The following is a 25,108-nucleotide window of genomic DNA, read 5'->3' on the forward strand; positions in this document are numbered from 1 at the left end:
CCTTGCCGTTGGCCGTCATCCCGGACGGCGGCACTGCCGCCGATCCGGGAGCGTGCCTTCGGCGCTGCGGATCACAGCGTCCAGGTATCGAGGATGAAGGCGTTCTCGCGGCGGTGCAGCAGCACGATGTCGAGCACATCCAGCGGGCTAATCGGCACGATGCCGGGGATCAGCGCGCCCTCGCCATGGCCGTACAGCGCCTGCAGGGCGAAGCGGCAGGCATAGACCTTGCCGCCATCGTTCAGGATCTTCTCGATGCGGTTGTTGAAGTTGAGATGGCCGGGAAAGGCCTCGTCGCCGAGCTTGGGGAAGCCACGCTGCACGCCCAGCGTGACGCCCGGCCCGTAGAGCAGCACCGAGGTCTCGAAGCCCTTCTGGATCAGGCGCGAGGCCTGCAGCAGGTTGACGAGGCCGATCGAGCCCTCGAAGGCGACGGTGTGGAAGGTGACGAGCGCCTTCTCGCCGGGGGCGGCCTTTACGTCTTCGAACTTCTTGTCCTCGTAATCGACGAGGATGTCGCCCTTGGCATGGGCCGGCACGGTGATGGTGGCCATGTCGCTCTCCTTGGATGGAACAGGCCGGCGGGAACCGGCCCCCAGAGGAAATGCAATCAAGATGCCAATTGATCGAACACCGAAAGAATCATCAAAACAATCAAATTACATACAATACTACATTCAATGTAGCTAAGCCGGCCGGAGTCGATCTGGCGAGATTGCGGGCGGACGCTTAGAGAAACGGCGGGATACTGCCCGCTTCCTGCGCAGGCGAGGGCGACGGCTCCGGTACCGCCCTTACGCAGCAAGTTGTGGACCAAGGGTGACAGGCCACCTTTGCAACATTATACAGTCAATCAGGGCGAGCTAGGATGAATGCCGTCCTCCCGGCCGTGCGGTGCGCTGCGGCCGTCCGGGATGACGACAGGTGCGGGATGACGACAGGTGAAAGACGCATGGCCGACTGGATTCCCGACCTCGCCCGCTCCGACAAGCCGCGCTACCTCGCCATTGCCGACCTGATCGGCGAGGACATCCGCGCCGGGCGGCTCGCCATCGGCGACCGGCTGCCGCCGCAGAGAAAGCTCGCGGCCAAGCTCGACATCGACTTCACCACCGTGGCGCGCGGCTATGTCGAAGCGCAGAAGCGGGGCCTGGTCGAATCCCGCGTCGGCCAGGGCACTTTCGTCACCGGCACGCCGCGCCCGAAGACCCGCACGGCGCGCGCGCCCAAGCCCGGCACCGTCGACCTATCGATGAACCTGCCGCCCGAGCCGGACGACCCGGCGCTGATCGAGCGCATGCAGGAGGGTCTCGCCGAGGTGGCGCGCGATCTGGTGGCCCTGCTTCGCTACCAGGGTTTTGGCGGGACCGTGGCGGACAAGGACGCCGCCTCGTCCTGGCTCGGCCGGCGGGCGCTGGTGCCGGCGCAGGAGCGCATCTTCGTCACCCCGGGCGCCCACCCCGCTCTGCTCGGCATTTTCGGCCTGCTGGCCCGGCCGGGCGATGTGATCCTGTGCGAGGCGATCACCTATCCCGGCGTGCGCGCCATCGCCGCCCAGCTCGGCATCAAGCTCGTCGGCCTGGCGATGGACCTTGACGGCATCGACCCCGATGCTTTTGCGAGCGCCTGCCGCGAGATGAGCCCGAAAGCGCTCTATCTCAACCCGACGCTGCAGAACCCGACCACGCTGACCATTCCCGAGGAGCGGCGCGAGGCGATCGCCAAGGTGGCGCGGCGCTTCGGCGTGCCGATCGTCGAGGACGACGCCTATGGCTTCGTGCCGCCGCACGGGCCGCCGCCACTGGCGGCCATCGCGCCTGATCTGACCTGGCACATTGCGGGGCTGGCCAAATGCATCGGCGCCGGGCTGCGCGCGGCCTATGTGGTCGCTCCCGAGGCCCGCGCCGGCTACCCCTTCGCCAGCGCCCTGCGCACCGCCAATGTGATGGCCTCGCCGCTCACCACCGCGCTGGCGACGCGCTGGATCGAGGACGGCACTGCCGACACGCTGCTGCGCTTCATCCGCTCGGAGACCGCCGCGCGGCAGGCGCTGGCGAGCGAGATTTTGCCCGCGGGCAGCTTCCGCGCCGACCCGCTGAGCTTCAACCTCTGGATCGAACTGCCGGCGCCGTGGACCCGCTCGGCCTTTGTCGGCCATATGCGCTCCACCGGCATCGGCGTGGTGGCGAGCGACGCCTTCACCGTCGCCGGCCCGGCGATCGAGGCGGTGCGGGTGTGCCTCGGCGGCCCGGCGACGCGGGCGCAGATCCGCTCGGCGCTGGATTTCATGGCGCACGCGCTGGAGGAATCGCCCGAGGTGGTGTCGGCTGTGATGTGAGCGGGCCGCTCACGCGCCCCTCATCCCCGGGCTTGACCCGGGGACCCAGCCCGGCCGGTCGCGCCAAGACTCAAAGTCTGGGTGGCCGGGTCAAGCCCGGCCATGAGGCGAGACGATAGGCCCCCTCACCCCAGCGCCCGCGCCGCCTCAACGAGCCGGTCGACATCGCCCTCCGACGTGGCGAAGGAGGTGACGAGGCGCACCACGCCCGCGCCCCAGCGATCGGTGTAGAAGCGGAAGCCCTGCGCCAGCAGGCCCTCGCAGATGGGTTGGGGCAGGCGGACGAACAGCATGTTCGCCTCCACCTCCCCCTGTATCTCCACCCCGGCAATCCCCGCGAGGCCGGCGGCCAGCCGCGCCGCCATCGCATTGGCGTGGCGGGCATTGGCGAGCCAGAGGTCGTCTGCGAGATAGGCGTCCATCTGCGCAGCGAGAAACCGCATCTTCGAGGCGAGGTGGCCGCCGCGCTTGCGGCGGAAGGCGAGCTCACTGGCGCGGGCGGGATCGAACAGCACGATCGCCTCCACCCCCAGCGCGCCATTCTTGGTGGCGCCGAAAGAGAGGATGTCCACCCCCGCCTTCCAGGTCATCTCAGCCGGGCTGGCGCCCAGCGCCGCCACCGCATTGGCAAAGCGCGAGCCGTCCATGTGCAGGGGCAGGCCGGCGGCGCGGCACACCGCGCCGAGGGTGGCGGTCTCCTCCATCGAATAGAGCGTGCCGAGTTCCGTGGCCTGGGTGATCGAGACGCAGGACGGCTGCACGCAATGCACGTCGCCGCGGTTGCGGCGGGCGGCGTCAGCCAGCGCTTCGGGATCGATCTTCGCGGCCGCGCCCGGCACATGCACCAGCTTGGCGCCGCCGGTGAAGAATTCCGGCGCGCCGCATTCATCATTCTCGATATGGCTGTCGGCATGGCAGAGCACCGCGCCCCAGGGCGGGGTAAGGACACTCAGCGAAAGCGCATTGGCGGCGGTGCCGGTCGAGACCAGCAGCACGCTCACCTCGCGCTCGAACAGGGCGGAGAGCTTTGCCTCGACGCGGGCGGAGATCTCGTCGGCGCCATAGGAGGGCATCGGCCCGTCATTGGCGGCGGCGAGCGCGGCCAGAATGGCGGGGGAGATGCCGGCGACATTGTCGCTGCCGAAGCCGGGCGGGCGGGAGGCGGACGGAGAGGCTGCGGGGGTCTCGGTCACGGCATGTCCTGATCATGGGCGGCGCAGGCCCCAAGGGCGACACCCGCACGCCCCTGCTTGTCAAGTGCGCGCGGGAGGCGTTCCGTGCGTCAGTTGCCGGATGGCGCCTTCCGGCGGGGTTGGTTTAAGTGGACCGCATGAGTGCTGCCAGAAGTGCCAATGACCACGTCGTCGCCGACCAGGAGGCGGTGTTCGCCCTGCTCGCCGACCCCGCCACCTATGGCGTCAGCGAACCCGTCCGCCGCATCGACACCCATGGCGCGGTGGTGTTTCTCGCCGGCGCCGATGTCTACAAGGTGAAGCGCGCGGTGCGCTTTTCCTTCATGGATTTCTCCACGCTGGACAAGCGCCGGCACGCCTGCGCCCGCGAGCTGGAGCTGAACCGCGCCACCGCGCCCGCGCTCTATCTCGGGCTCACCCCCATCGTCCGGCGCGACGGCGCGCTGCATCTGGGTGGCGAGGGCGAGGTGGTGGAATGGGCGGTGCACATGGCCCGCTTCGACGAGACCGCCACGCTCGACCAGGTGCTCTCCCGCCAGGGCCTTTCGCCGCCGCTGATCGCGGCGCTGGCGCAGGCGGTGGAGAGCGCGCACCGGCAGGCACCGGTGGTATCCGGCACCTCCGGCCGGGAATTGCGGGCGGTGGCGCGCAATGTCGTCGCCGGGCTGCGCGAGGCGCCCGATATCCTGCCCCCGGCACGGGTCTCGACGCTGGAGGCGGCCTTCCTTGAGGCTTTCGACCGGCTGGAGCCGCTGCTGGCGCGCCGCGCCGCGGCGGGCGAGGTGCGGCGCTGCCATGGCGACCTGCATCTGCGCAATATCGCGCGGATCGACGGCGCGCCGGTGCTGTTCGACGCGCTGGAATTCGACGAGGGGCTGGCGACCATCGACCGGCTCTACGACCTCGCCTTCCTGATCATGGACATCGCCCAGCGGGGGCTGGCTTTCGCGGCCAATGGGCTGCTCAACCGCTATCTCATCGCCTGTGGCGAGGCGCCGCCCTATGACGGGCTGGCGGCGCTGCCGCTGTTCCTCGCTTTGCGCGCGGCGATCCGGGCGCAGGTGGGCGCGGCGGCGGTGGCCTTTCGCGACCCGGCCGGCCAGGCGCAGGCGGGCGCGGAGGCGCGGGCCTATCTCGCCTTCGCCGAGGACGCGCTGGCGCCGCGCCCGGTGAAGCTGGTGGCGGTGGGCGGACTTTCCGGCTCCGGCAAGAGCACGCTGGCCGCCGCGCTGGCGCCGCATGTCGGCCCGCTGCCGGGCGCGGTGCATCTGCGCTCGGATGTCGAGCGCAAGCGCCTGCACGGCACGCCGGAGCTGGAGCGCCTGCCGCAGGAAGCCTATTCGATGGAGGCGACGCAGCAGGTCTATGCCGTGCTGCGGGAGCGGGCGGAGGCGATCCTCGCCGCCGGCCATGGTGTCATCGTCGATGCCGTGCACCAGCGCCCTGATGAGCGCGCCGACATCGCGGCGCTGGCGCATGAGTGCGGGGTGGATTTCCTCGGCCTTTGGCTGGAGGCGCCGGTGGAGGCGCTCACCGAGCGGGTTGAGGCGCGGCGGGGCGACGCCTCCGACGCCACGGCGGAAGTGGTGCGCTGGCAGGCCGGGCGCGAGGCCGGGCCGCTCGACTGGGCGCGGCTGGAGTCGACGCAGGCCCCGGCGCAGCTGCTGGCGCAGGCGCGGGCGCTGCTGGAAGGGTGAGACCTATTCGCGCGCGACGTCGGAGGGCTTATTTTTCGGCGGCGCGGGCGCGGGCGTCCTCGACCACGTCCTTGAAGCCCTGATAGTCGAGCGCGGCGGCGACCTTGAACGGGCCGACCAGATAGACCGGGGTGCCCGGCAGGCCGAGCGCCTCCGCCTGCTCATTATTGCGCTTGAGCAGGGCGCCGATCTCGCCGGCATGGGCCTTGAGGTCCTTGGCGAGCCTGTTCCGGTCGATGCCCGCCTTGGCCAGCGCCTCGCTCATGCGCTCGGTGGAGGCGCGGCCCGGCAGGTTCATCAGCGTGGTGTGGGCAAGGACGTATTTACCCTGGTAGTTGGCGGCCAGAGCGAGCTGGGCGGCGACGACGGAGGATTCCGCCAGGATCGGCCAGTCCTTGTAGACGAGGCGGATCCTGCCATCCTCGCGCACCAGGCGCTCCAGCTCCGGCAGCGACTTGCGGCAATAGCCGCAATTATAGTCGAAGAAGGCGACGATGGTGACGTCGCCCTTGGGGTTGCCGAAGGTCGGGGTCTGCGGGTCGTGCAGCAGGGCGTCGACATCGAGCGGCTTGGCCGCGGCGGGCGGCGGCGACACGTCAGGCGTGGCGGCAAGCGCCGGCAACGAGGCGCAGAGCAGGGCGCCAGCGGCGGTGAGGAGCAGCGCGCGGCGCTTCATCGGAATGTCCTTTTGCCTGTGCCGCGCCGGAACGGGACGCATCCGGGAAGCCTCATCGCGGACGCAGCCCGTCGAGGATGAGGCGCTGCACGTTGCGCGTAGCCTCTTCGACAAAGGCCTCCTCGTCCAGCCCCCTGCCGAGCAGGGCGTCGATCTGCGGGGCGAAGTCGGCATAATGCTGCGTCGTCGCCCACAGGGCGAAGATGAGGTGATGGGGATCGACCGGCGCCAGCTTGCCGGCGGCGATCCAGCCGGCGATCACCTCGGTCTTGGCGTCGACCAGCTGCTTCAGCGCGGTTTCCAGCTCGGGGCGCAGCAGCGGCGCGCCCTGCACCACCTCCAGGCAGAACAGCCGCGAGGCTTCCGGATGGGTGCGCGAGAAGCGAATCTTGCGGCTGATATAGGCGCGGATGCCCTCGACCGGGTCGGTCTCCACCTCCAGCGCGCGCAGCGGATCGAGCCACTGGTCGAGCAGCCGGCTGAGCACGCCGACATAGACCTCTTCCTTGGAGGCGAAATAATAGAACAGATTGGTCTTCGACACGGCGGCGGTGCGGGCGATCTGCTCCACCGTGGTGCCGTGCAGGCCGTTGCGCGAGAACAGCGACAGCGCCGCGTCGAGGATGGCGGTGCGCTTCTCGGCGATACGGCGCAGGCGGTGGGGCGTCTTGGCGCGCAACGGTTCGGGGCGCGAGGCTTCGCCGCGCGAGGGTTCGGCGCGCGCACCGGCAGCGTCCGCCGCCGGCGCGGCGCGCGAGGCTGCCGGCCGGGCCGTGCGGAGAGGCAATGAGACGGTGGGACGCGCGGCTGTCAACAAAAGCTCCCGCCTTGACCAGTGCCCTGACATGGCACGGAAACGAAAGCCGCCGCAATATGCCGCGCGCCGCCACGTCGATTCGGCCGGCGGCACACCCCGGCGAAAACGCTCGGGCCACGACCTGAAAAAGACGACCTGCCACAGACCATCTGCCACAGACGATCCGCGAGAGACATCGACCATGGCCGCGACCTATGACCGGACCTCCCGCCTGCTGCACTGGCTGGTGGCCGCCCTGGTCCTCGTTCAGTTCGCCACCGGCTGGAGCTGGGGTTACTTCCCGCGTGGCTCGGAACCGCGCTTCTACCTGTTCAACCTCCACATCTATGCCGGCTACCTCATCCTGGCGCTGGCGATCGCGCGCATCGGCTGGCGGCTGCGCCACCCGGCGCCCCCCTTGCCCGCCGGCATGGGCCGGCCGGCCGAAATCGCGGCGCGGGCGACGCATGGCCTGCTCTATCTGCTCATTCTGCTGCAGCCGATCCTCGGCGCGGTGACGATCACCGCCTTCGGCAAGGCGCTGGGCTGGACCGGGGCGGTGCATGTGGCGCTGGCCTATGTCATCGCCGCCATCGTCGTGCTGCATGTGGCGGCGGCGCTGTGGCACCAGTTCGTGCGGCGGGACGGGTTGATCCTGCGCATGCTGCCGGCCCGGCGCTGAGGGGGCGGCGATGCGTCTGTTCCCGCCGGTCCTCGCCGCCACTCTCCTGCTGGCGCTCTCGGCCCTGCCGGCGCCGGCCCAGCCGGTCTCGATCACCGCGACGCCGATCGAGCGCTTCGACGCCGGCGGCGCCATCCGCTTCGGGCCGCTGGAATTTCGCGGCGGGCTGGTGCTGTCGTCGCCCTCGTCCGATTTCGGCGGCCTCTCCGGGCTGGTCGTCGATGGCGACGGGGCGGAGTTCCTCTCCGTCACCGACAAGGGCATGTGGCTGTCCGGGCGGATCGTCAGCGAGGGCGACCGGCCGGTCGGCATTGCCGATGCCGTGATGGCGCCGATGAAGGGACCGGGCGGCAAGACGCTAGCGGCGCAGGGGCGCGGCGATGTCGAGTCGCTGGCGCGGGTGCCCGCCGGCACGCTGGTGGGGATCGAGCGGACGCAGGAAGTCTGGCTGTTTCCCGGCCCCGACCCGTTGAAGGCGACGGGCCGCAAGCTGATCTCCGACCCCGCCCTGTCGCGGCTCGGCGGCAATCAGGGGCCCGAGGCGCTGCTGGTCCCGCCCGGCGGGGTGCCGGCGGCGGTGGTCGTCATCGCCGAGGAAAGCCCGGACGATCCCGCCGCCCTGCCCGGCTTCCTGTTCGGCCCGCTCGGCAAGCCCAAGCCGATGGGGCGCTTCACCGTGGCCCGCAGCGACGAGTTCGCCGCCACCGATGCCGTGCTGGCCGATGATGGCCGGGTCTATCTGCTGGAGCGCCGCTTCGACCTGCTGCGCGGCGTCGCCCTGCGGCTGAGGCGCTTTCCGCTCAGCGCGATCACGCCCGGGGCTTTGATCGAGGGCGAGGTGCTGCTGACTGCCAACCGGCTGGCGGCCATCGACAATATGGAAGGGCTCGCCCTGCACCGCAACGCGGCGGGCGAGCTGATCCTGACCCTCATTTCCGACGATAATTTCTCCCCGCTCCAACGCACGCTGCTGCTGCGCTTCGCGCTGGTCGAGTGAGGAGAGGGTTTTTGAAGAGCGATCCGATCTTCAGGATCGGACCGCGGGCGCTCAGCGCGCGGTGCTGTCGGCCGGGGCGCCGGCCCAGGGCTTCAGCCAGCCCATCAAGGCGCCATAGGGGATGAGCGCGAGCAGCGCGAAGCCGAACTTCACCAGGAAGTCGAAATAGGCCAGCCCCATCCACAGCGGCACGGTGATGCCGGTGGTGGCATAGGTGACGGGGAAGGACATGTCCGCGTCGCCGGCAAAGGCGAGGGAGAAGAACAGCGCGGTGTCGACCGCCGAGCCGAACAGGCTGCCGGCCAGCGGCGCCTGCCACCAGCTCAGCCGGCGCAGGCGATTGAACACGCCGATATCGAGCAGCTGGCCGAACAGGAAGGCGGTGCCGGAGGCGAGCGCGATGCGCGGCGTCGCCAGCCAGATCGACAGCAGCACCGCGAGGGCGAAGCCGGCATAGACCACGCGCCGCGCCCCGGCAGGGCCGAAGCGGCGATTGGTCAGGTCATTGACCAGAAAGGCCAGCGGATAGGTGAAGGCACCCCAGGTGAGGAAATCCTGCAGGCCGAACTGCTCCACCGGGTGCTGGACAAGCACGTTCGAGGCCGCCACCACCGCCATCATGGCGATGACGGGAATGGCGAGCCGCGTGAACGGGATGTTGGTGCCGGCGACCGTCATCGCTCAGGCAGCGACGGCGACGCTCGCCTTGGCGACGGCGCGCTTCAGCTCGGCCGCCTTCGGCGACAGCTCTTCGGTGTGGGCCTTGAGCAGGAACGCATCGAGGCCGCCACGATGATCGACGGTCTTCAGGGCGTTGGCGCTCACGCGCAGCTTCACCGACCGCTTCAGCACGTCGCTGGTGAGCGTAACGTTCACCAGGTTCGGCAGAAAGCGCCGACGGGTCTTGCGGTTGGAGTGGCTCACGCGATTGCCGGACAGAACCGCCTTCCCGGTAAGTTCGCACCGACGCGACATCGTGGACATCCTTGTATCAAAACCGTTGCGTCGTAGGCCGTATAGTCCGCCCGACGATCCCGCATCCGGTATCCGTGGAAATTGAGAGCGCTCCTATAAGGGCCGGTCCCTGTGCCGTCAAGGCCGGGGAGCGCGAAGGCGCGTCGACGCCTGCCCGCTGGCGCGTTCGTGACAGGCCGAGTCACAGTTCCGCCGCCTTCCCCACACATCCGAAACAGGGATAGATTCACGCTTCGGCCCTCGGGTCGCACGATTCGGGAATGTGCCTTCATGATGCGGGTGTGCCTCACGGCCTTTCTGGCGGTCGCCGTCGCGGGCGCGATGGTTGCGCAGGCGCATGCCGACGGGCGGCTGGAGGCGCGCTACCGCATGTCGCTGGGCGGGCTGGAGCTTGGCCGCGCGGCGCTGCTGATCGAGGTCGACGACACCTCCTATATCGCCTCCGGCAGCGGCCGGCTCACCGGCGTCGTGCAGGCGGTCTCCTCCGGCAAGGGCACGGCGGGCGCGCGCGGCGCGGTGCGCAGCGGCGAACTGGCCCCGCGCAGCTTCGCCATGGAAGCGGTGTCCGACAAGAAGACCGAATCCATCCGGCTTGTCATGAATGGCGGCGGCGTCACCGACATGCGGGTGGAGCCGCCGGTGGTTCCGTCCCTCGACCGGGTGCCGGTGGCGGACAAGGACAAGAAGGGCATCTTCGACCCGATGACGGCGGCGCTGGTTCTGGTGCCGGGCACCGAGGACCCGCTCTCGGCCAAGGCCTGCGACCGCACCCTCTCCATCTTCGACGGCCGCCACCGCTACGACCTCGCCTTGAGCTATGAGCGCATCGACGAGGTGAAGGCCGAGAAGGGCTATGCCGGCCCGGCCGTGGTCTGCCGCATCGCCTATCGCCCGGTCTCCGGCCACAAGCCGAACCGCGCAGGCGTGAAATACATGATGAAGAACAAGGACATGTTCGTCTGGCTGGCGCCGGTGGCCGGCACCCGCGTGCTGGTGCCGTTCCGCGCCTCGGTGACGACCGCCATCGGCATCGCCCAATTGGAGGCGGAAGCCTTCGAGACCCGCCCGCTGGTCGGCACCCGCTCCACCCCGGCCAAGGCGGGGCTGCCGTAGCTCTGCCTCAGCCGGCGGCGCCGACGATCAGACGCCGCAGCGCCGTGTCGCTGACGTCCTCGAGATCAAGCAGCGCCGCATAGGCATCGCCAGCGAGGCCGAGCACCTGCGCAAAAGCCGGCTCGGTCTTCGCCCCGGCCCGGCGCCGCGCCATCACCTGCCGGCGCAAGGCCGCGCCGCCAAGCTCCAGCAGTCGTTTCTCGATGCGGAAATGCCGCCAGCCGGCCTGCTGCGCCACCGGGCGGGGCGAGGCGAAGACCTCGAACGGCCAGCCATGCGCGGTGAAGGACGCCACCACCGCTCGCTCGCCGGAGCGCCATTGCCGCAGGCCGAAGCATTGCTCGTGGCGAAAACCATCCCACATGAGGGTCGTGAACGACAGGAAATCGGGCGCACAGCAGACGATGTCGATGTCGCTGGTCGGGACGTCGAGGCCGAGCGGCGGCGTGCCGACGACATGCGGATCGAAGGCGGCGAGCGCCGCCAGCAGGCCCGAATGCGCCAGCGCCGTCGCGAAATCCGGTCGTACCGCCTGCGTCATGATATTCGGCCCGATGACCCGCCCCGGCATCGGGGATGAAGGACGGCTCGCCGCGGGTTGCCGCCTCGTGCTAAAAGGGCCGCCCTTCCGGCCCGACGGATCCATTGTCGTATGAATATCGCCGCCCCGCCGGGGAATGCCAGTACGTTCAGATCCCAGTCCCTTCCCCTGCCGCCCGGCCAGCGCGCCCGCGGCGTGACCGCCGTGCTCGGCCCGACCAATACCGGCAAGACCAGCCTGGCGATCGAGCGCATGCTCGGCCATTCCTCCGGGCTGATCGGCCTGCCGCTGCGCCTGCTCGCCCGTGAGGTCTATGGCAAGCTGGTGGAGCGGGCCGGCGAGCACAATGTCGCGCTGATCACCGGCGAGGAGCGGATCAAGCCGGACAATCCGCGCTACTGGGTCGCCACGGTGGAGGCGATGCCGCGCGACCTCGACGTCGCCTTCGTGGCGCTGGACGAGATCCAGATCGCCTCCGATCTCGACCGCGGCCATGTGTTCACCGAGCGGCTGCTGAACCGGCGGGGCCGCGAGGAGACGCTGCTGCTCGGCGCCGCCACCATGCGCCCGCTGGTGGAGAAGCTGCTGCCGGGCGTGAATATTCTGGTGCGCCCGCGCCTGTCCAACCTCACCTTCGCCGGCGAGAAGAAGATCACCCGCCTGCCGCGCCGCTCGGCCATCGTCGCCTTCTCCGCCGACGAGGTCTACGCCATCGCCGAGCTGATCCGCCGCCAGCAGGGCGGGGCGGCGGTGGTGCTGGGCGCGCTCTCGCCGCGCACCCGCAACGCCCAGGTGGCGATGTACCAGAATGGCGACGTCGATTATCTCGTCGCCACCGACGCCATCGGCATGGGGCTCAATCTCGATGTCGACCATGTCGCCTTTGCCGGCGACACCAAATTCGACGGCTGGCAGTTCCGCCGGCTGAACCCGGGCGAGATGGCGCAGATCGCCGGTCGCGCCGGCCGCGCCCAGCGCGACGGCACCTTCGGCACCACCGGGCGCTGCGCGCCCTTCGACGCCGAGATGGTGGAGCGGCTGGAAGCGCACGCCTTCGAGCCGCACCGGATGCTGCAATGGCGCAACAGCGTGCTCGATTTCTCATCCATCGAGGCGCTTAACCGCTCGCTCGCCATTCCCCCCCGCGAGGAAGGGCTGACCCGCGCGCCCACCGCCGACGACGTTCTGGTGCTGGAGCGGCTGGCCCGCGACCCGGCGATTCGGCGCCTCGCCACCGGCGCCCAGGCGATCGAGCGCCTGTGGGAAGCCTGCCAGCTGCCGGACTACCGCAAGGTCTCTCCGGCCTCGCATTCCGACCTGGTGGCGACGGTCTATGACGACCTGATGCGGCGCGGACGGCTCTCCGCCGACTGGTTTGGCAAACAAGTGGCCTTGGCGGACCGAGCGGAAGGTGACATAGACACCCTGTCGGGACGTATAGCGCAGGTCCGTACCTTGACCTTCGCAGCGAACCGGCCGGATTGGCTCGACGACCCGGAACACTGGCAGGGTGTCACGCGGCGTGTGGAGGACCGGCTTTCCGATGCGCTTCACGAGCGGCTCGCCCACCGCTTCGTTGATCGCCGGACCAGCGTGCTGATGAGACGCCTGCGAGAGAACGCGATGCTCGAAACAGAAATCACCAAGACCGGCGACGTCGTCGTTGAAGGCCATGTCATCGGGCATCTGCTCGGTTTCCAGTTCGCGGCGGACGCATCCGCCGGCGGGCCGGAGGCCAAGGCGTTGCGTGCCGCCGCGCAGAAGGCGCTGGCGGGAGAGATCGAGACGCGGGCCAGCCGCCTCTCGGAGGCGCCCGACGATGCCTTCGTGCTCTCCACCGACGGCACGCTGCGCTGGATCGGCGATCCGGTGGCCAAGCTCATTCCCGGCGAGGAGGTTCTCACCCCCCGCCTCAAGGTCATTTCCGACGAGCACCTGACCGGCCCCGCGCGCGATGCCGTGCAGGCCCGGATCGAGCTGTGGCTGAAGGCCCATATCGAGAAGCTGCTCGGCGCGCTGATCGCGCTCGGCAAGGCCGAGGACGTGGCCGGCATCGGCCGTGGCATCGCCTTCCAGCTGGTCGAATCGCTCGGCGTGCTGGAGCGCCACCGCGTGGCCGAGGAAATGAAGGCGCTGCCGCAGGAGGCCCGCGCGGTGCTGCGCGGCCACGGCGTGCGCTTCGGTGCCCACCACATCTACATTCCCACTTTGCTCAAGCCGGCGCCGCGCGCCCTCGCCGCCCAGCTCTGGGCGCTCAAGCATGGCGGGCTGCAGCAGAAGGGGCTCGACGAGCTGCCGCATCTGGCCGCCTCCGGCCGCACCTCCATTCCGGTCGACCCGGAAATCCAGAAGGGCCTCTACCGCGCCGTCGGCTTCCGCGTGGCGGGCGAGCGCGCGGTGCGGGTCGACATTCTCGAGCGCCTCGCCGACCTCATCCGCCCGGCCCTGGCCTGGCGGCCCAATGCGCCCGGCGAGAAGCCGGCAGGCGCGTTCGACGGCAATGGCTTCATCGCCACCGTCGCCATGACCTCGCTGGCCGGCTGCGCCGGCGAGGACTTCGCCTCGATCCTGCGCTCGCTCGGCTACCGCATGGAGCGCCGCCCGGCGCCGGTGGAAGCCCCGGCTGAAACACCTGCCGAAACCCCGGTGGCGGCCGACGCCCCGGCGGAGCTTGCCGCCGAGACGGTGACGGACGCGGTGGCGACCGAGGACAGCGCGGCGGACGCGGCTGTGGCCGAAGCCCCCGCTGCCGAAGCGGCTGCGGTCGAGGTGCCGGTCGGCACCGATGTCGCCTTCGACCAGACGGTCGAGCCGGCGCTGGAAGAGGCGCCCGCCGAGGCCGAGGCCCCGCGCGACGCCCTGCCGGTGGACGCTACCGCCGTCAGCGGCGAGGTGTTCACCGACCCGGTGTTCGACCAGACCGTCGAACCGGCGCTGGAGCCGGCGACGGAAGCCGAGCCCGCTTCCGAAGAACCCGCTTCTGTCGAGGCCGCTTCCCTCGAGGCAGCCTCCGTCGAGAATAGTGACGCCGCAACGGCGGCGCCCGCCGTCGACGCACCGAGCGAGACCGCCGAGGCGGCGGCCGACGCCCCCGCCGAGCCGGCGATGATCGAAATCTGGCGTCCGGGCCGGCCGCCCGGGCAGAACCGCCCGGCGCACCAGTCGCGCCGCGGTGGCCAGGGCGCGCGTGAACCGCGCGAGGGCGCCCGTGCCTCGGCGGAAGGCGCCGCCCCCGATGCCCGGCGCGAGCGCCCCCAGGGTGATCGCCCCGAAGGCGAGCGTGGCCGTCGTCCGCCCCGCGAGGACCGGCGCGAGCCCCGTCCCGCGCGTGCGGAAGGCGAGCGCGAGCCGCGCCGCGACGACAATCGCGGCCATGCGGGCCCGCGCCCGCCGCGTCCCGAGCGGGGCGACCGGCCGGAGCGCAGCGCCGGCCATTCCCGGCCGGATTCGCGGCACGAGGCGCGGCATGAATCGCGTAGCGAGCCCCGTCGCGACAAGCCGGTCGATCCGGATTCGCCCTTTGCCGCCCTGCTCGCCCTGAAGGCGCGCATGGAGGCGGAGAAGAAGGGCAAGTAGGCGTGCGGCGCGCCGGCGACGGTTCGGGCCTGCCGGCGACGACCTCGCCGGAGATTGCCGCGCCGGAGGCCGGACCGGAGCGCCAGCGGCTCGATGTCTGGCTGTTCCACGCCCGCTGCGTGCGGACCCGCAGTGCCGCTGCCCAGCTGGTGAAGGCCGGGCGGGTGCGGGTGAACGGCGCCCGCATCACCGCCCCCAGCCAGCCTGTCCGCCGTGGCGACGTGCTCACCCTGTCGCTCGATTCCCGGGTGCGGCTGTGGCGGGTGATCGGATTCATCGCACGGCGGGGGGATGCGCCGACGGCGCTCACCACCTATGTGGAGGTGGAACCGGAGGACGCCTCCCGGCAAGGGCGCCGCGCCGCGCCGGGCAGCCATGCATCCTAGCCATGCGCCGGACCGGGATGTGTGTTGCGCCGCCTCTTGAGGTGCGCTAGGGGAGCCGTTGCGGGGCCTTCTTGCGCGCCTAATTCACATGTCCCGCACGGAGACCGGATCAATGACCTACGTAGTCACGGATAATTGCATCAAGTGCAAATACACCGACTGCGTCTCCGTGTGCCCGGTGGACTGCTTCTATGAGGGCGAGAACTTCCTGGTCATCCACCCGGACGAGTGCATCGATTGCGGCGTGTGCGAGCCCGAATGCCCGGCCGAGGCGATCAAGCCGGACACCGAGCCGGGCCTCGACAAATGGCTGACGCTGAACGCCGACTACGCCAAGGTCTGGCCGAACATCACCGACCGCAAGGACCCTCTGCCCGAGGCGAAGGAATGGGACGGTGTGCCCGACAAGCTACAGTATCTCTCACCCGAACCGGGTAAGCAGGACTGAGCGGGCGGCCCCAACGGCAGGCCCTGAACCTCGCCCGCCCCGGCCGCGCGCTTTTGCAGCGGCCGCGCGGGCGCGTGCGCTGCATTGCGGCAGTATTTTGATTCTCCCCAGATTTGTGCTATATAACCCTTCGTGCAGTCGATTGGGTTTGCCATGGCGCAACGCTCCCGTACCGGAGCGCCCCTCCCGGAATTGATGTCGGGCCTTCGCTCCTCGTGCGGCCACCGCCGCAGGAAGGGCTTCCCTGAGTTTTCCGTCGACGGCTGAAGTACGGCTCCCGCATCCGCGGGGCGCCGGGGTGTTCTTTTCCCTGCGGCCAGGCCGCGGGCGGCAGCGCGCCGAGGGCGACGCGGCGCCGGATGAACCGAGACCCAGGAGCAGGCACAGAATGACGTCGACCAAGAAGCCGCCCAGCAGCAATATCCGCCAGGGTTTCAAGACGGGCGAGCACATCGTCTATCCGTCCCACGGCGTCGGGCGCATTGTGGCGATCGAGGATCAGGAAGTCGCGGGCTTTAAGCTCGAACTGTTCGTCATCCACTTCGAGAAGGACAAGATGACGCTGCGCGTCCCGGTCCCGAAGATCGTCTCGGTCGGCATGCGCAAGCTCTCCGAGCCGGTGGTGATGAAGAAGGCGCTGGAAACCCTCAAGGGCCGCGCCCGGGTGAAGCGCACCATGTGGAGCCGCCGCGCCCAGGAATATGAGGCCAAGATCAATTCCGGCGATCTCGTCGCCATTTCCGAAGTGGTGCGCGACCTCTACCGTTCCGACGCCCAGCCCGAGCAGTCCTATTCCGAGCGCCAGCTCTACGAGGCCGCGCTCGACCGCATGGCCCGCGAACTCGCCGCCGTCGACAATCTGACCGAGACCGAGGCGATCAAGCTGATCGAGCAGAACCTGCTCAAGGGCCCGCGCCGCCTCGGCAAGGGCGAGGTGGAAGCCGATGCGGCGGAAGCCGAGGACGAGGCGGAAGCCGATCCGGAAGAAGCCGCCGCCTGAGGCGAGCCGGCGCCGTGCGGCGCCCCCATCCGATGATCAAGGCCCGGCTCGCGCCGGGCCTTTTTCGTTGGCGCTTCCGCAGCGCGCGCCGCAGGGAACTTCACGCCGGCTGCCGCGTTGTCGCCCTGTTCGGGCAAGGCGCGCCTGCGTGCCGCCATCGCGCGGTGATGCCGGGGCATCGCTTCGCGGCCCGGCAGGTTCGGGGAGACGCGCATGAGCGAAGAAGCCGGCCGCAGCAGCCAGATGGCGCGCAAAGCAATGGCGACGCCATTGCTGGAGCGCGAGCAGGAATACGAGCTCGCCCGCCGCTGGAGCGAGGCCCGCGACGAGACGGCGCTGCACGCCCTCATCCACGCCCATATGCGCCTCGCCCTCTCCATCGCCCGCCGCTTCCGCAATTACGGGCTGCCGATGTCGGATCTGGTGCAGGAGGGCCATATCGGCCTGATGGAAGCCGCCGCCCGCTTCGAGACCACCCGCGAGGTGCGCTTCTCCACCTACGCCACCTGGTGGATCCGCGCCGCGATCCAGGACTATGTGCTGCGCAACTGGTCGATCGTGCGCGGCGGCACCTCCTCCGGCCAGAAGGCGCTGTTCTTCAACCTGCGGCGGGTGCGGGCGCGGCTGGAACTGGCCAATGGCAGCGCGCTGGCCCCGACCCGCGAGGAACTGCACAGCTCGATCGCCGCCAAGCTCGGCGTCAGCGTTCGCGAAGTCGCCCGCATGGATGCGCGGCTGAACATTCCCGACCTCTCGCTCAACGCCCCCGTCGCCGCCGGCGAGGAGGACGGGGCGGAGCGGATGGACCAATTGGTGGCGCCCGACCCGCTGCCCGACGAGGAAGCCAGCCGCGAGATCGACGGCGAACGCCGCCGGCGCTGGCTGATCGGCGCGCTGCGCGGGCTGAACGAGCGCGAGTTCCGCATCATCAAGGCGCGGCGGCTGACCGACGAGAGCGAGACTCTGGAAGTGCTGGGCGCCCGGCTCGGCATTTCCAAGGAGCGGGTGCGGCAGATCGAGAGCCGCGCCATCGAGAAGCTGCGCTTCGCGCTCACCAACGGCCCCGATGTGCCGCGCGGGGCGTTTACCGCGTAGGCGCGAGGCGGCGCCCCCGGCGCCGCGCCGCCCCTACTCCGCTATGATCTTGTAGGGCTCGCCATAGCCGAGCTTGTCGCCGCGGTTGAGCCCGTTGAGGATGAGGAAGCGTTCCAGCGCCTTGTCCTGCACGTCCATCTTCGCGGCCAGGCGCTCGGGCGTGTCGGTGAGGCCGGCGGTGACGATGCGCAGCCGCAGCGGCTTGACGTTCTCCGCCTCCTCGATCGACACCCGGCGGAAGGTTTCCGCCGCGCCGCGGAAGGCGCGGTCCAGTTCCGGCGTCAGCTCGCGGGCGGCGAAGATCAGCCGGTAGACATCGCTGCCGAAGCGGATGGCGAACATGCGGAACGACCACTGGTCGCCGCGCGCCACGGCGGTGGCGGCGGGAAAGCCGTTGAGCACCAGGCTTTCCACGGTGGAGATTTCCACCCCTTCGATCCAGCCCGAGGACAGATATTGCGACAGGCTCTGGTCGCCGGCGACGCGCACCGCGTCGAGCCGCAGCGCCTCGCGCCCGGAGGCACTGGCGCCGAGCACCGCCTGCGAGGTGTTTTCCAGCGTGAAGCCGGCCGGGGCGGTGAAGGTGAAGCCGAGCTTGGGGTGGAAGAAGCGGCTGCCGCGCACGAAGCCCTCCTTCGGGTCGTCGCCATAGACCAGCCCGTCGATCGCCGCCAGATACTGCTTGCGGTCGCGCTCGCCCGGCTTGTCGGGCGAGGCATATTCGCGCGCATTGGCCATGACGATGGAGATGCGCTCGGGCGTTGCCGGATGGCTCGACAGGAAATCGGGCGAATCCGCGCTCGCGCTCTGGTTCATCGAGGTGGAGCGCATGCCGGCCTGCCGGCCCATGGTGGTGAGGAAGCGCTCCGCCCCATAGGGATCGAAGCCGGCGCGGGCGCTGATGCCCACCCCGATGGCGTCCGCCTCCAGCTCCTGCCCGCGCGAGAAGCTGGCGAGCGACACCCGGCTGCGGGCCAGCGCCAGCGCGCCGAGATCGGAATCATTGACCACATCGGAGATCACGCGGCTGACCAGCACCGCCTGCTTCATCTGGTCCTCGCGCGTGGCGGCGTGGTTGGCGATGACATGGGCCATTTCATGCGCCAGCACCGAAGCCAGCTCGGCATTGTCGGAGGACAGGGCGAGCAGGCCGCGCGTCACATAGAGCGAGCCGTTCGGCAGGGCGAAGGCGTTGACCGCCGGCGAATTGAGAATGGTGACGCGGTAATGCAGGTCCGGCCGCTCGGAGGCGGCGACGAGGCGCGCCACCACGCCCTCGATCTGCTTCTGCAGCTTCGGGTCCTTGTAGGCGCCGCCATAAGAGGCGACCAGCCGCTCATGCTCCTTGCGCTGCGCCGGGGTGAGCGCCTCCTCCATCCCCGATTGCGTGGACGGGGCGGCGGCCTGCCGGTCGTCGACCGTGGCACAGGCACCGAGAACAAGCACGCCGCCCAGCAGCAGCACCCGGGAAAGGGCGCGCAAGAGCGCGCGAACAGGCGCGCGAACCGGCGCCCGCATGGGCGCGTGCCGGCGCCCGCGCCACAAAGGCGCCGCCGGCTCCGTTCCGCTCCTGCCCGTCGCTGCCCTCACTCGTCCCCCGTCGGCCGCACCCGGCCTTCTGCCCCGTTTCCCGCCCGTGTCCCGCGCCGATCGATCGCGAGATCGATCTGCTCCGCGCGGCGCAGGGTGATCGCTGGCCCGCCGGCCTCGAACACCGTGCCGCGCAGCCGCACCGATCGCCCGGCCAGCGCCGAGACGTCGAGGCCGCGCGACTCAAACGCCTTCCGCCCCTCGGCCTCAACCCTTGCGGTCATATCCTGACGCCAAACCCGGCCAAAATTGAGGTAATCCACGCGGCTTGTCTTTCCAACGTCAAGAATGTGGCCTGCCACGATTGTGAAGCGGCCCTGCCGGGCGCGCAGGGCCGCGATGTCGCGGGCATCCAGCGGCAGTTCGCGCCACAGGCCGCGCCTCTCGCGGCGAGCGGTGGCCTCCGCATCCAGCCAGGACGGCAGGCAGCCGAGCACGCCCTCCTCCGGCCGCGCCAGCGCCAGCCCCTCGGCGAGCAGCAGCTGCTGGAGTGTGCCGTCATCCCCCTCGCGGCGCACGAGGGCGGCACGGCGGCCATAGCGGTCGCGTCCCGGGCCGGCGGCGAAGGCGATGGCGCGGCCGTCGACGCGCGCCGCGAGTGCCGGGCGCCAGCCGACCGCCGCACCGGCACCGCCGCCCGCCAGCCCGGCCAGCCGCAGCACGGTGCCATCAGTCAGAACGAGATCGCCGCCCGGGCTGACGCGCGCGACCTCGCCCGATTCCGGGGTGAGGTCCGCGCAGCCGGCGGACGCGGCTTGGACAGGTGCCGATTGGGCAGGAGCCGCTTGGACCGGCGCTGTTTGGAGCGGTGCTGTTTGGAGCGGTGCTGTTTGGAGCGTTACGCCTTGCGCCCAGGCGACGTGAGCCGGCAACAGGCCGAGCGCGGCGGCGGCTGTCAGGGCGACCACGCCGCTGCGGCCGCGGCGGCGCCGCGGCGACAACGGAAGCGGTGCGGTCAGGCGCTTGTGCATGACACTCCCGATCGTCCCAAGCCTGATCGTCAGATCCCGGACCCCGCCGGCCCGCGACCAGCCCCCGGCGCCGGGCCGGTTGCGGGGACGGCTCACACGGCGCCACGCCGCAGCCTAGCGCATTTTCGCGCGAAATGTGCTCCGGTGTGCGTGAACAAAATGCGTCGGAACAAAAGCCTGGAACGCATCCGCTGAATCGGCTTTCACTGGGCGTACGCGCGCGCCTGCCGCACCGATCGCCCCTGCCGGCGCCCGGAGCTTCCGCCGCACGCCACCGCCCCGCCCGCGCCCGCGCGTTCCCGCCCTCTTGATCGGAGCCCCCAATTGGGTTCATGTACGCCCGGTCACTCCCGGTAGCTCAGCAGGATAGAGCACAGGTTTCCTAAACCTGGGGTCAGGGGTTCGATTCCCTTCCGGGAGGCCACGTCATCCCCGGCCGCCGGTGTGCGATTGCGAGGACGGGCCGGGAACGCCGAACCCGCTGTCAGCGCGCATAGCAGAACGACAGGCCGGCGTCCGGCGCGGTCAGGACCCCCATCGGGATGCCGTAGATCGCCTCCAGCGGGCCTGGCTGCAGGATCTCCGCCGGCGGCCCCTGCGCGATCAGCCGGCCGCCCTGCAGCGCGATGATGTGGTCGCAGAACCGTGCCGCCATGTTGACGTCGTGCAGCACCGCCAGCACGCCGATGCCGCGCCGGTGCGCGAGATCCCTGATCATGCTGAGGATCTCGATCTGGTGAGCGATGTCGAGCGCGGAGATCGGCTCGTCCAGCAGGAGGCTGTTGGCATCCTGCGCCACCAGCATGGCGATCCAGGCGCGCTGGCGCTCGCCGCCCGACAGCGTGTCGACCACCCTTTCGGCAAGCCGGTCGAGGCCGGTCAGGGCGAGTGCCTCCGCCACCTTGGCCCGGTCGGCGGCACCAAAGCGCCCGAGCGCGCCGTGCCAGGGATAGCGGCCGAGCGCCACCAGTTCCCGCACCAGCAGGCCCGAGCCCGTCGGCGTGGCCTGCGGGAGATAGGCCACCTCGCGGGCGAAAGCGCGGGCACCCCAGTCGGCCAGCGCCCGGCCGCGGAACCGGATCGCCCCCTCGCCGGGCTGCTGGCGCGCCAGCATCTTCAGCAGGGTGGACTTGCCGGAGCCATTATGGCCGATCAGCCCGACACACGCGCCGCCGGGGATGGAAAGGCTGAGCGGGCCGAGCAGCGTGCGGCCGCCCGCCGTGAAGCGGGCCTCCTCGATCTCGAACAGCGGCGCCTCATCCGGCATGGTTCACCCCGAACGCGACGCGCAGCGCGTGATTGATCGAGGCCGGCAGCACCGACATATGCGTCTCGCCGGGCAGGAACTGGTAGGCGGTCGCCAGGCCCGGCACGGGCGCCAGCCGCTCGGCCATCTCCCGCGTATGGTCGACGATCCGGCTCTCCAGGAAGCTGGCAAGGCGCTTTTCGGCGTCCTCGGCCCCGATCTGGAACGGGGCGAGCTGCTGCTCATATTCGCCGACCAGCAGCAGCAGGCGGCGGCCGCCCCGTGCTGTCCCGCCCTGCCCCGCCGCGACGAAGGCCTGCGCCCGGTCGACAATGCCCGCGCCCTCCCACCAGATCGCCGGGCTGGCGGAAATCCAGCCGGCGAAGGCGGCGGGCTGCTGGAACAGCGCGTGCAGCACGAACAGCCCGCCGAATGAATGGCCGAAGATCGACTGCCGGCGCGCATCGACGGGCACGCGGCGGGCGATCTCGGGCTTCACCTCGTTCTCGATGAACGCGAAGAACGCGTCCGCGCCGCCAGTGCGCACCGGCGGGCCGCCCTCGACGAAGGGCGGGTAGGTCTGGCCGGGCGGCGGGCCGAGGTCCCAGGAGCGGCGCAGGCTGTCATAGGCCTCCTCGGTGGGGTAGCCGATGGCGACGATCACCCCGAAGGTGATGCCGGTGCCGAGCGTATAGGGCGCCTGCGCCCGCAGCGCTTCCACCGCGGTGGCGATGACCGCATTGCCGTCGAGCAGATACAGCACCGGCCAGCCCTCGGCCGGCGGCGCGCCCGGCGGGGTGTAGAGAAAGATGCGGTGCGGCGCACCGCCTTCGCGCGAGGCGAGGTCGAACTGCACGGTGCCGGGGATGCGGGCAAAAATCGCGGTCTCGATCGCGGTCTCGGGCGCGGTATCAGTCGTCATGCGCGTTGTCTCCGTGCCAGCAGCCACATGAGGGCGGGGCAGCCGATGAAGGTGGCGGTCAGGCCCGCCGGGATTTGCCAGGGAAAGGCGGCCGTGCGGCCGAACCAGTCCGCCGCCACCATGAGGATGCCGCCGATCAGCGCCGCCGCGACGAGCTGGGGCAGCGCGCGCTGCAGCCCGAGAAACCGCGCCAGATGCGGGGCCATCAGCCCGACAAAGGTCAGCGGGCCGATCACCAGCGTCGCCACCGCCGTCATCGCCGCCGTGGCGATGAGAAGCACATGGTTGCTACGGCGCGGAGGTAGGCCGAGCGCGGCGGAGATCGCCCCGCCGAGCGGGACGATGTCGAGCCAGCGCGCCAGCAGCGGCAGGGCGGCAAGGCTCGCGAGCGCGGCAAGGAGGGCGACAACGGCGTCCGTCGCGGTCGCCGCATAGGTCGAGCCGGTCATCCAGTTGAGCAGCAGCAGGGCGCGGGGGTCGCCGCCCGCCATCAGCGCCGTGACCAGCGCATCGAACATCGCCCCCAGGGCGATGCCGACCAGCAGCACCCGCTCCGGTGCCGCCGCGCTGCCGCGCGCCAGAGCGAGCATCGCCAACAGGGCCAGCAGCGCGCCCAGAGTGGCGGCGCCGAGCTGCGCGGCGCGGCCGATCTCGTTGAGCGTGAACATGGCGATGATGAGCCCGAAGGCGGCGCCCGCGCTCACCCCCAGCACTTCCGGGCTCGCCATCGGGTTGCCGGTCATGCGCTGCAGCATGCCGCCGGCGCAGGCCAGCAGGATGCCGGCCGCGAGAGCCGCGAGCGCCCGCGGCCAGCGCCATTCCAGCAGGTCGCCGCTGACGCTCCAGCCCTCCAGCCCGTAGCCGACGCCGAGCGACAGCCCGACCAGCGCGGCCAGCAGCAGCGCGAGCGCGGCCAGGACCAGCAGCGGCCGGCCGGGGCGACGGACCGCCTCGCCCAGCCCGGCGGGCGGTTGCAGCGTCAGCCGGAGGCGGGGAATCAGCCACAGCAGGAGGGGCGAGCCGATCAGGGCGGTGATCGCGCCGGTCGGCAGCATCTCGCCGAAATCGCCGGCCAGACGCTGCACACTCTGGTCGGCCAACCACAAAAGCACCGCGCCCAGCAGGGTCGACCAGAGGAGGCGGGCGCCGACGCGGCGGGCGCCGGCGACCGTCACCAGCGCCGGCGCCGCCAGCCCGATGAAGCCGATGACACCCACCGTGCCGACGATGAGCCCGGTCAGCGCGACAGCGAGCGCCAGCGCGGCGAGCCGGATCAGCGGCACGGACAGGCCGAGGCCCTTGGCCTGGTCGTCCTCCAGCGTCAGCAGGGTGAGAGGGCGCACCAGCAGCGCCGCGGCCAGAAGGGCGAGCGCCAGCCGGGGCGCGAGGAACTGCGCAATCGTCCAATCCTGCTGGCTCAGCGAGCCGCCGCCCCAGATGAACAGGCCGGCGAGGTAGTGGCTGTTGAACAGCGCCAGCATCGCCGCCAGGGCGCCGCAATAGAGGCTCACCACCATGCCCGCCAGCACCACGGTGAGCGGGGAGAGCCGCCGACGCCAGGACAGGCCGAGCACGAGGAGCGCGGCCACCAGCCCGCCGGCCATCGCGGTCCATTCGCGGCCGACAGCCAGCAGGCCCGGCGCCCACAGCATCGCCATGGCAAGGGCGAGATTGGCGCCGGCGGAAACGCCGAGCGTGGTCGGCGAGGCCAGCGGGTTGCGCAATGCCAGCTGCAGCAGCGCGCCGGCCAGCCCGAGCGCCCCGCCGCACAGCAGGCTGGTGGCCAGGCGCGGGGCAAAGCTGTAGCGCACCAGCATCTGCTGCACGTCCGAGGGATCGGGGCTTGCGAGGGCGTCGATCCAGAGCGCGGGCGGCAGCCGCAGCGCCAGCGTCGCCGCGCTCATGCCGAGAGCGGCAAGCGCCAGCCCACCGACAAGCATGGCGGGACCAAGCCGCAGGCGCTCACCCATGCGCGGGCGTCCCGGCAAGGGTCTGCTCCAATAGCCCGGCGAAGCGCATGGCGGAAGGCAGCATGCCGAACATCAGCGCCGGCGGCATGGCATGCACCCGCCCCGCGCGGACAAAACCGAGACTGTTCCACAGCGGCGAGCGGGCCAGCGCCGCCCGCACGTCGGCGGCGATCGGCTCGACATAGATCAGCCGCGCCTCGGGCGCCCGGGCGAGCTGCTCGATGCCGACGGTGGCGAAACCCCAGTAATTGACCTCGCCCCGCCAGGCATTGCTGAGGCCGCACAGCGTCATCACGTCGTCGAACAGGCTTTTCGCGCCATAGACCCTGACATGGCGCGTATCCATGAAGCTCACGACGAAGACCGGGGTGCCGGAATGGGAGGCCAGCGCCGCGCGGGCCGCGGCCATCCGTGCGACACTGGCATGGATCAGCGCCTGCGCCTGGCTCTCCCGCCCGATCATGCCGCCGAGCCGCCGCGTGGCGTCGACACTGCGGGGATAGGGCGTGCCGGGCTCGGGCGTATAGATCGCGAAGCTCTCGGTGCGGGCGATGCGCGCCAGCACCGGGCCAAGGCGCGCGAGATAGGGGGTGGTGAGGATCAGCTCGGGCTTCAGCGCGTGCAGGAGCTCGAGGTTGGCCTCCTGCGCGGCACCGAGATTGACCACGCCGGGCGGCATCGCCGGCTCGACCACCCAGGTCGCCCATTGATCCGCTTCGGCGATGGCGATCGGCGGCACGCCCAGCGCCAGCAGGGTTTCGGCGAGGCCGTAATCCAGCGAGACGATCCGGGCCGGCGCGGCGCCCGCTCGCGATGGACCGGGCGCCAGCACGGCGCAGGACGCGGCAGCGGCCAGCAGGCCCCGCCGCGTCAGGCGGTGAGCGAAGGCAGGCACG

Annotated in this window: 23 protein-coding genes and 1 tRNA gene; 11 read left to right on the plus strand and 13 right to left on the minus strand. The window is 70.6% G+C overall.

The annotated features are described in order from the left end of the window. Positions 1-71: 71 nt before the first annotated feature. Positions 72-554, minus strand: coding sequence for an MSMEG_0572/Sll0783 family nitrogen starvation response protein (locus BLO63_RS18020; protein WP_091443510.1), 483 nt, complete (start codon positions 552-554; stop codon positions 72-74). A 398-nt stretch (positions 555-952) separates the two neighbouring features. On the opposite strand from BLO63_RS18020, the gene BLO63_RS18025 reads away from it, so the two are divergent. Continuing rightward, positions 953-2,338, plus strand: coding sequence for an aminotransferase-like domain-containing protein (locus BLO63_RS18025; RefSeq protein ID WP_091443514.1), 1,386 nt, complete (start codon positions 953-955; stop codon positions 2,336-2,338). 125 nt (positions 2,339-2,463) lie between these two features. Here the strand turns inward: BLO63_RS18025 and BLO63_RS18030 are convergent, their stop codons facing one another. Beyond that, complete coding sequence (locus BLO63_RS18030; RefSeq protein ID WP_091443517.1) at positions 2,464-3,531, minus strand: threonine aldolase family protein; 1,068 nt, start codon at positions 3,529-3,531, stop codon at positions 2,464-2,466. A 137-nt stretch (positions 3,532-3,668) separates the two neighbouring features. Between BLO63_RS18030 and BLO63_RS18035 the strand changes: the two genes are divergently transcribed. Further along, entirely contained in the window at positions 3,669-5,228 is a 1,560-nt protein-coding gene (locus tag BLO63_RS18035; protein ID WP_091443520.1) for a bifunctional aminoglycoside phosphotransferase/ATP-binding protein, read from the plus strand. A 28-nt stretch (positions 5,229-5,256) separates the two neighbouring features. Here BLO63_RS18035 and BLO63_RS18040 read toward each other — a convergent pair whose 3' ends face one another. After that, entirely contained in the window at positions 5,257-5,904 is a 648-nt protein-coding gene (locus BLO63_RS18040; RefSeq protein ID WP_091443523.1) for a DsbA family protein, read from the minus strand. Between the two features lie 52 nt (positions 5,905-5,956). After that, positions 5,957-6,718 (minus strand): HTH-type transcriptional regulator RutR, encoded by a 762-nt coding sequence (rutR, locus tag BLO63_RS18045; protein ID WP_091443526.1) that lies wholly within the window; start codon positions 6,716-6,718, stop codon positions 5,957-5,959. Positions 6,719-6,902: 184 nt separating this feature from the next. Here rutR and BLO63_RS18050 point away from each other — a divergent pair, with 184 nt between their 5' ends. Next, a complete protein-coding gene (locus BLO63_RS18050; protein ID WP_091443529.1) occupies positions 6,903-7,382 on the plus strand; it encodes a cytochrome b in 480 nt (159 codons plus the stop codon). 10 nt (positions 7,383-7,392) lie between these two features. Next, the gene (locus BLO63_RS18055; RefSeq protein WP_091443531.1) at positions 7,393-8,379 is read left to right on the plus strand and encodes an esterase-like activity of phytase family protein; all 987 of its coding nucleotides are present in this window, start codon (positions 7,393-7,395) and stop codon (positions 8,377-8,379) included. A 51-nt stretch (positions 8,380-8,430) separates the two neighbouring features. Here the strand turns inward: BLO63_RS18055 and BLO63_RS18060 are convergent, their stop codons facing one another. Together BLO63_RS18060 and rpmB are read right to left on the minus strand one after the other, a co-directional pair. Then, entirely contained in the window at positions 8,431-9,057 is a 627-nt protein-coding gene (locus BLO63_RS18060; RefSeq protein ID WP_091443533.1) for a queuosine precursor transporter, read from the minus strand. Positions 9,058-9,060: 3 nt separating this feature from the next. After that, entirely contained in the window at positions 9,061-9,354 is a 294-nt protein-coding gene (gene rpmB, locus BLO63_RS18065) for a 50S ribosomal protein L28 (RefSeq protein ID WP_091443595.1), read from the minus strand. A gap of 270 nt (positions 9,355-9,624) precedes the next feature. Here rpmB and BLO63_RS18070 point away from each other — a divergent pair, with 270 nt between their 5' ends. Further along, complete coding sequence (locus tag BLO63_RS18070; protein ID WP_091443535.1) at positions 9,625-10,467, plus strand: DUF3108 domain-containing protein; 843 nt, start codon at positions 9,625-9,627, stop codon at positions 10,465-10,467. A 7-nt stretch (positions 10,468-10,474) separates the two neighbouring features. Here BLO63_RS18070 and BLO63_RS18075 read toward each other — a convergent pair whose 3' ends face one another. Continuing rightward, positions 10,475-11,008 (minus strand): DUF4269 domain-containing protein, encoded by a 534-nt coding sequence (locus tag BLO63_RS18075; protein ID WP_091443598.1) that lies wholly within the window; start codon positions 11,006-11,008, stop codon positions 10,475-10,477. Positions 11,009-11,119: 111 nt separating this feature from the next. On the opposite strand from BLO63_RS18075, the gene BLO63_RS18080 reads away from it, so the two are divergent. From BLO63_RS18080 to BLO63_RS18100, 5 genes are all read left to right on the plus strand, one after another. After that, on the plus strand, positions 11,120-14,584 hold the full coding sequence (locus BLO63_RS18080; RefSeq protein ID WP_091443538.1) for a helicase-related protein: 3,465 nt from the start codon (positions 11,120-11,122) through the stop codon (positions 14,582-14,584). Positions 14,585-14,586: 2 nt separating this feature from the next. Then, entirely contained in the window at positions 14,587-14,970 is a 384-nt protein-coding gene (locus BLO63_RS18085; RefSeq protein ID WP_091443541.1) for an RNA-binding S4 domain-containing protein, read from the plus strand. Positions 14,971-15,082: 112 nt separating this feature from the next. Continuing rightward, positions 15,083-15,418, plus strand: a complete 336-nt coding sequence (fdxA, locus tag BLO63_RS18090) for a ferredoxin FdxA (protein ID WP_018388413.1) — start codon at positions 15,083-15,085, stop codon at positions 15,416-15,418. 388 nt (positions 15,419-15,806) lie between these two features. Then, the gene (locus tag BLO63_RS18095) at positions 15,807-16,418 is read left to right on the plus strand and encodes a CarD family transcriptional regulator (RefSeq protein ID WP_091443544.1); all 612 of its coding nucleotides are present in this window, start codon (positions 15,807-15,809) and stop codon (positions 16,416-16,418) included. Positions 16,419-16,631: 213 nt separating this feature from the next. Next, positions 16,632-17,513 carry an RNA polymerase factor sigma-32 gene (locus BLO63_RS18100; protein WP_091443546.1) on the plus strand — a complete coding sequence of 294 codons (882 nt, stop codon included), beginning with the start codon at positions 16,632-16,634 and terminating at the stop codon, positions 17,511-17,513. A gap of 33 nt (positions 17,514-17,546) precedes the next feature. Here BLO63_RS18100 and BLO63_RS18105 read toward each other — a convergent pair whose 3' ends face one another. After that, positions 17,547-19,031 (minus strand): M48 family metalloprotease, encoded by a 1,485-nt coding sequence (locus BLO63_RS18105; protein ID WP_091443549.1) that lies wholly within the window; start codon positions 19,029-19,031, stop codon positions 17,547-17,549. A gap of 68 nt (positions 19,032-19,099) precedes the next feature. Further along, a complete protein-coding gene (locus tag BLO63_RS18110) occupies positions 19,100-20,074 on the minus strand; it encodes a nuclease (protein WP_244517948.1) in 975 nt (324 codons plus the stop codon). A gap of 347 nt (positions 20,075-20,421) precedes the next feature. On the opposite strand from BLO63_RS18110, the gene BLO63_RS18115 reads away from it, so the two are divergent. After that, positions 20,422-20,498: transfer RNA gene (locus tag BLO63_RS18115), tRNA-Arg, on the plus strand. 60 nt (positions 20,499-20,558) lie between these two features. Here the strand turns inward: BLO63_RS18115 and BLO63_RS18120 are convergent. The 4 genes from BLO63_RS18120 to BLO63_RS18135 are packed head-to-tail and all read right to left on the minus strand — an operon-like array spanning position 20,559 to position 25,107. Then, entirely contained in the window at positions 20,559-21,341 is a 783-nt protein-coding gene (locus BLO63_RS18120; RefSeq protein WP_091443551.1) for an ATP-binding cassette domain-containing protein, read from the minus strand. Then, positions 21,331-22,242 (minus strand): alpha/beta hydrolase, encoded by a 912-nt coding sequence (locus BLO63_RS18125; protein WP_091443554.1) that lies wholly within the window; start codon positions 22,240-22,242, stop codon positions 21,331-21,333. The genes BLO63_RS18120 and BLO63_RS18125 overlap by 11 nt, the downstream gene beginning before the upstream one ends. Further along, a complete protein-coding gene (fhuB, locus tag BLO63_RS18130) occupies positions 22,239-24,212 on the minus strand; it encodes a Fe(3+)-hydroxamate ABC transporter permease FhuB (RefSeq protein ID WP_091443556.1) in 1,974 nt (657 codons plus the stop codon). Before fhuB ends, BLO63_RS18125 begins: the two co-directional genes overlap by 4 nt. Then, positions 24,205-25,107, minus strand: a complete 903-nt coding sequence (locus BLO63_RS18135) for an ABC transporter substrate-binding protein (RefSeq protein WP_091443558.1) — start codon at positions 25,105-25,107, stop codon at positions 24,205-24,207. Before BLO63_RS18135 ends, fhuB begins: the two co-directional genes overlap by 8 nt. Position 25,108 lies beyond the last annotated feature (1 nt).

Source organism: Ancylobacter rudongensis, from assembly GCF_900100155.1.
Classification (GTDB): Bacteria; Pseudomonadota; Alphaproteobacteria; order Rhizobiales; family Xanthobacteraceae; genus Ancylobacter; species Ancylobacter rudongensis.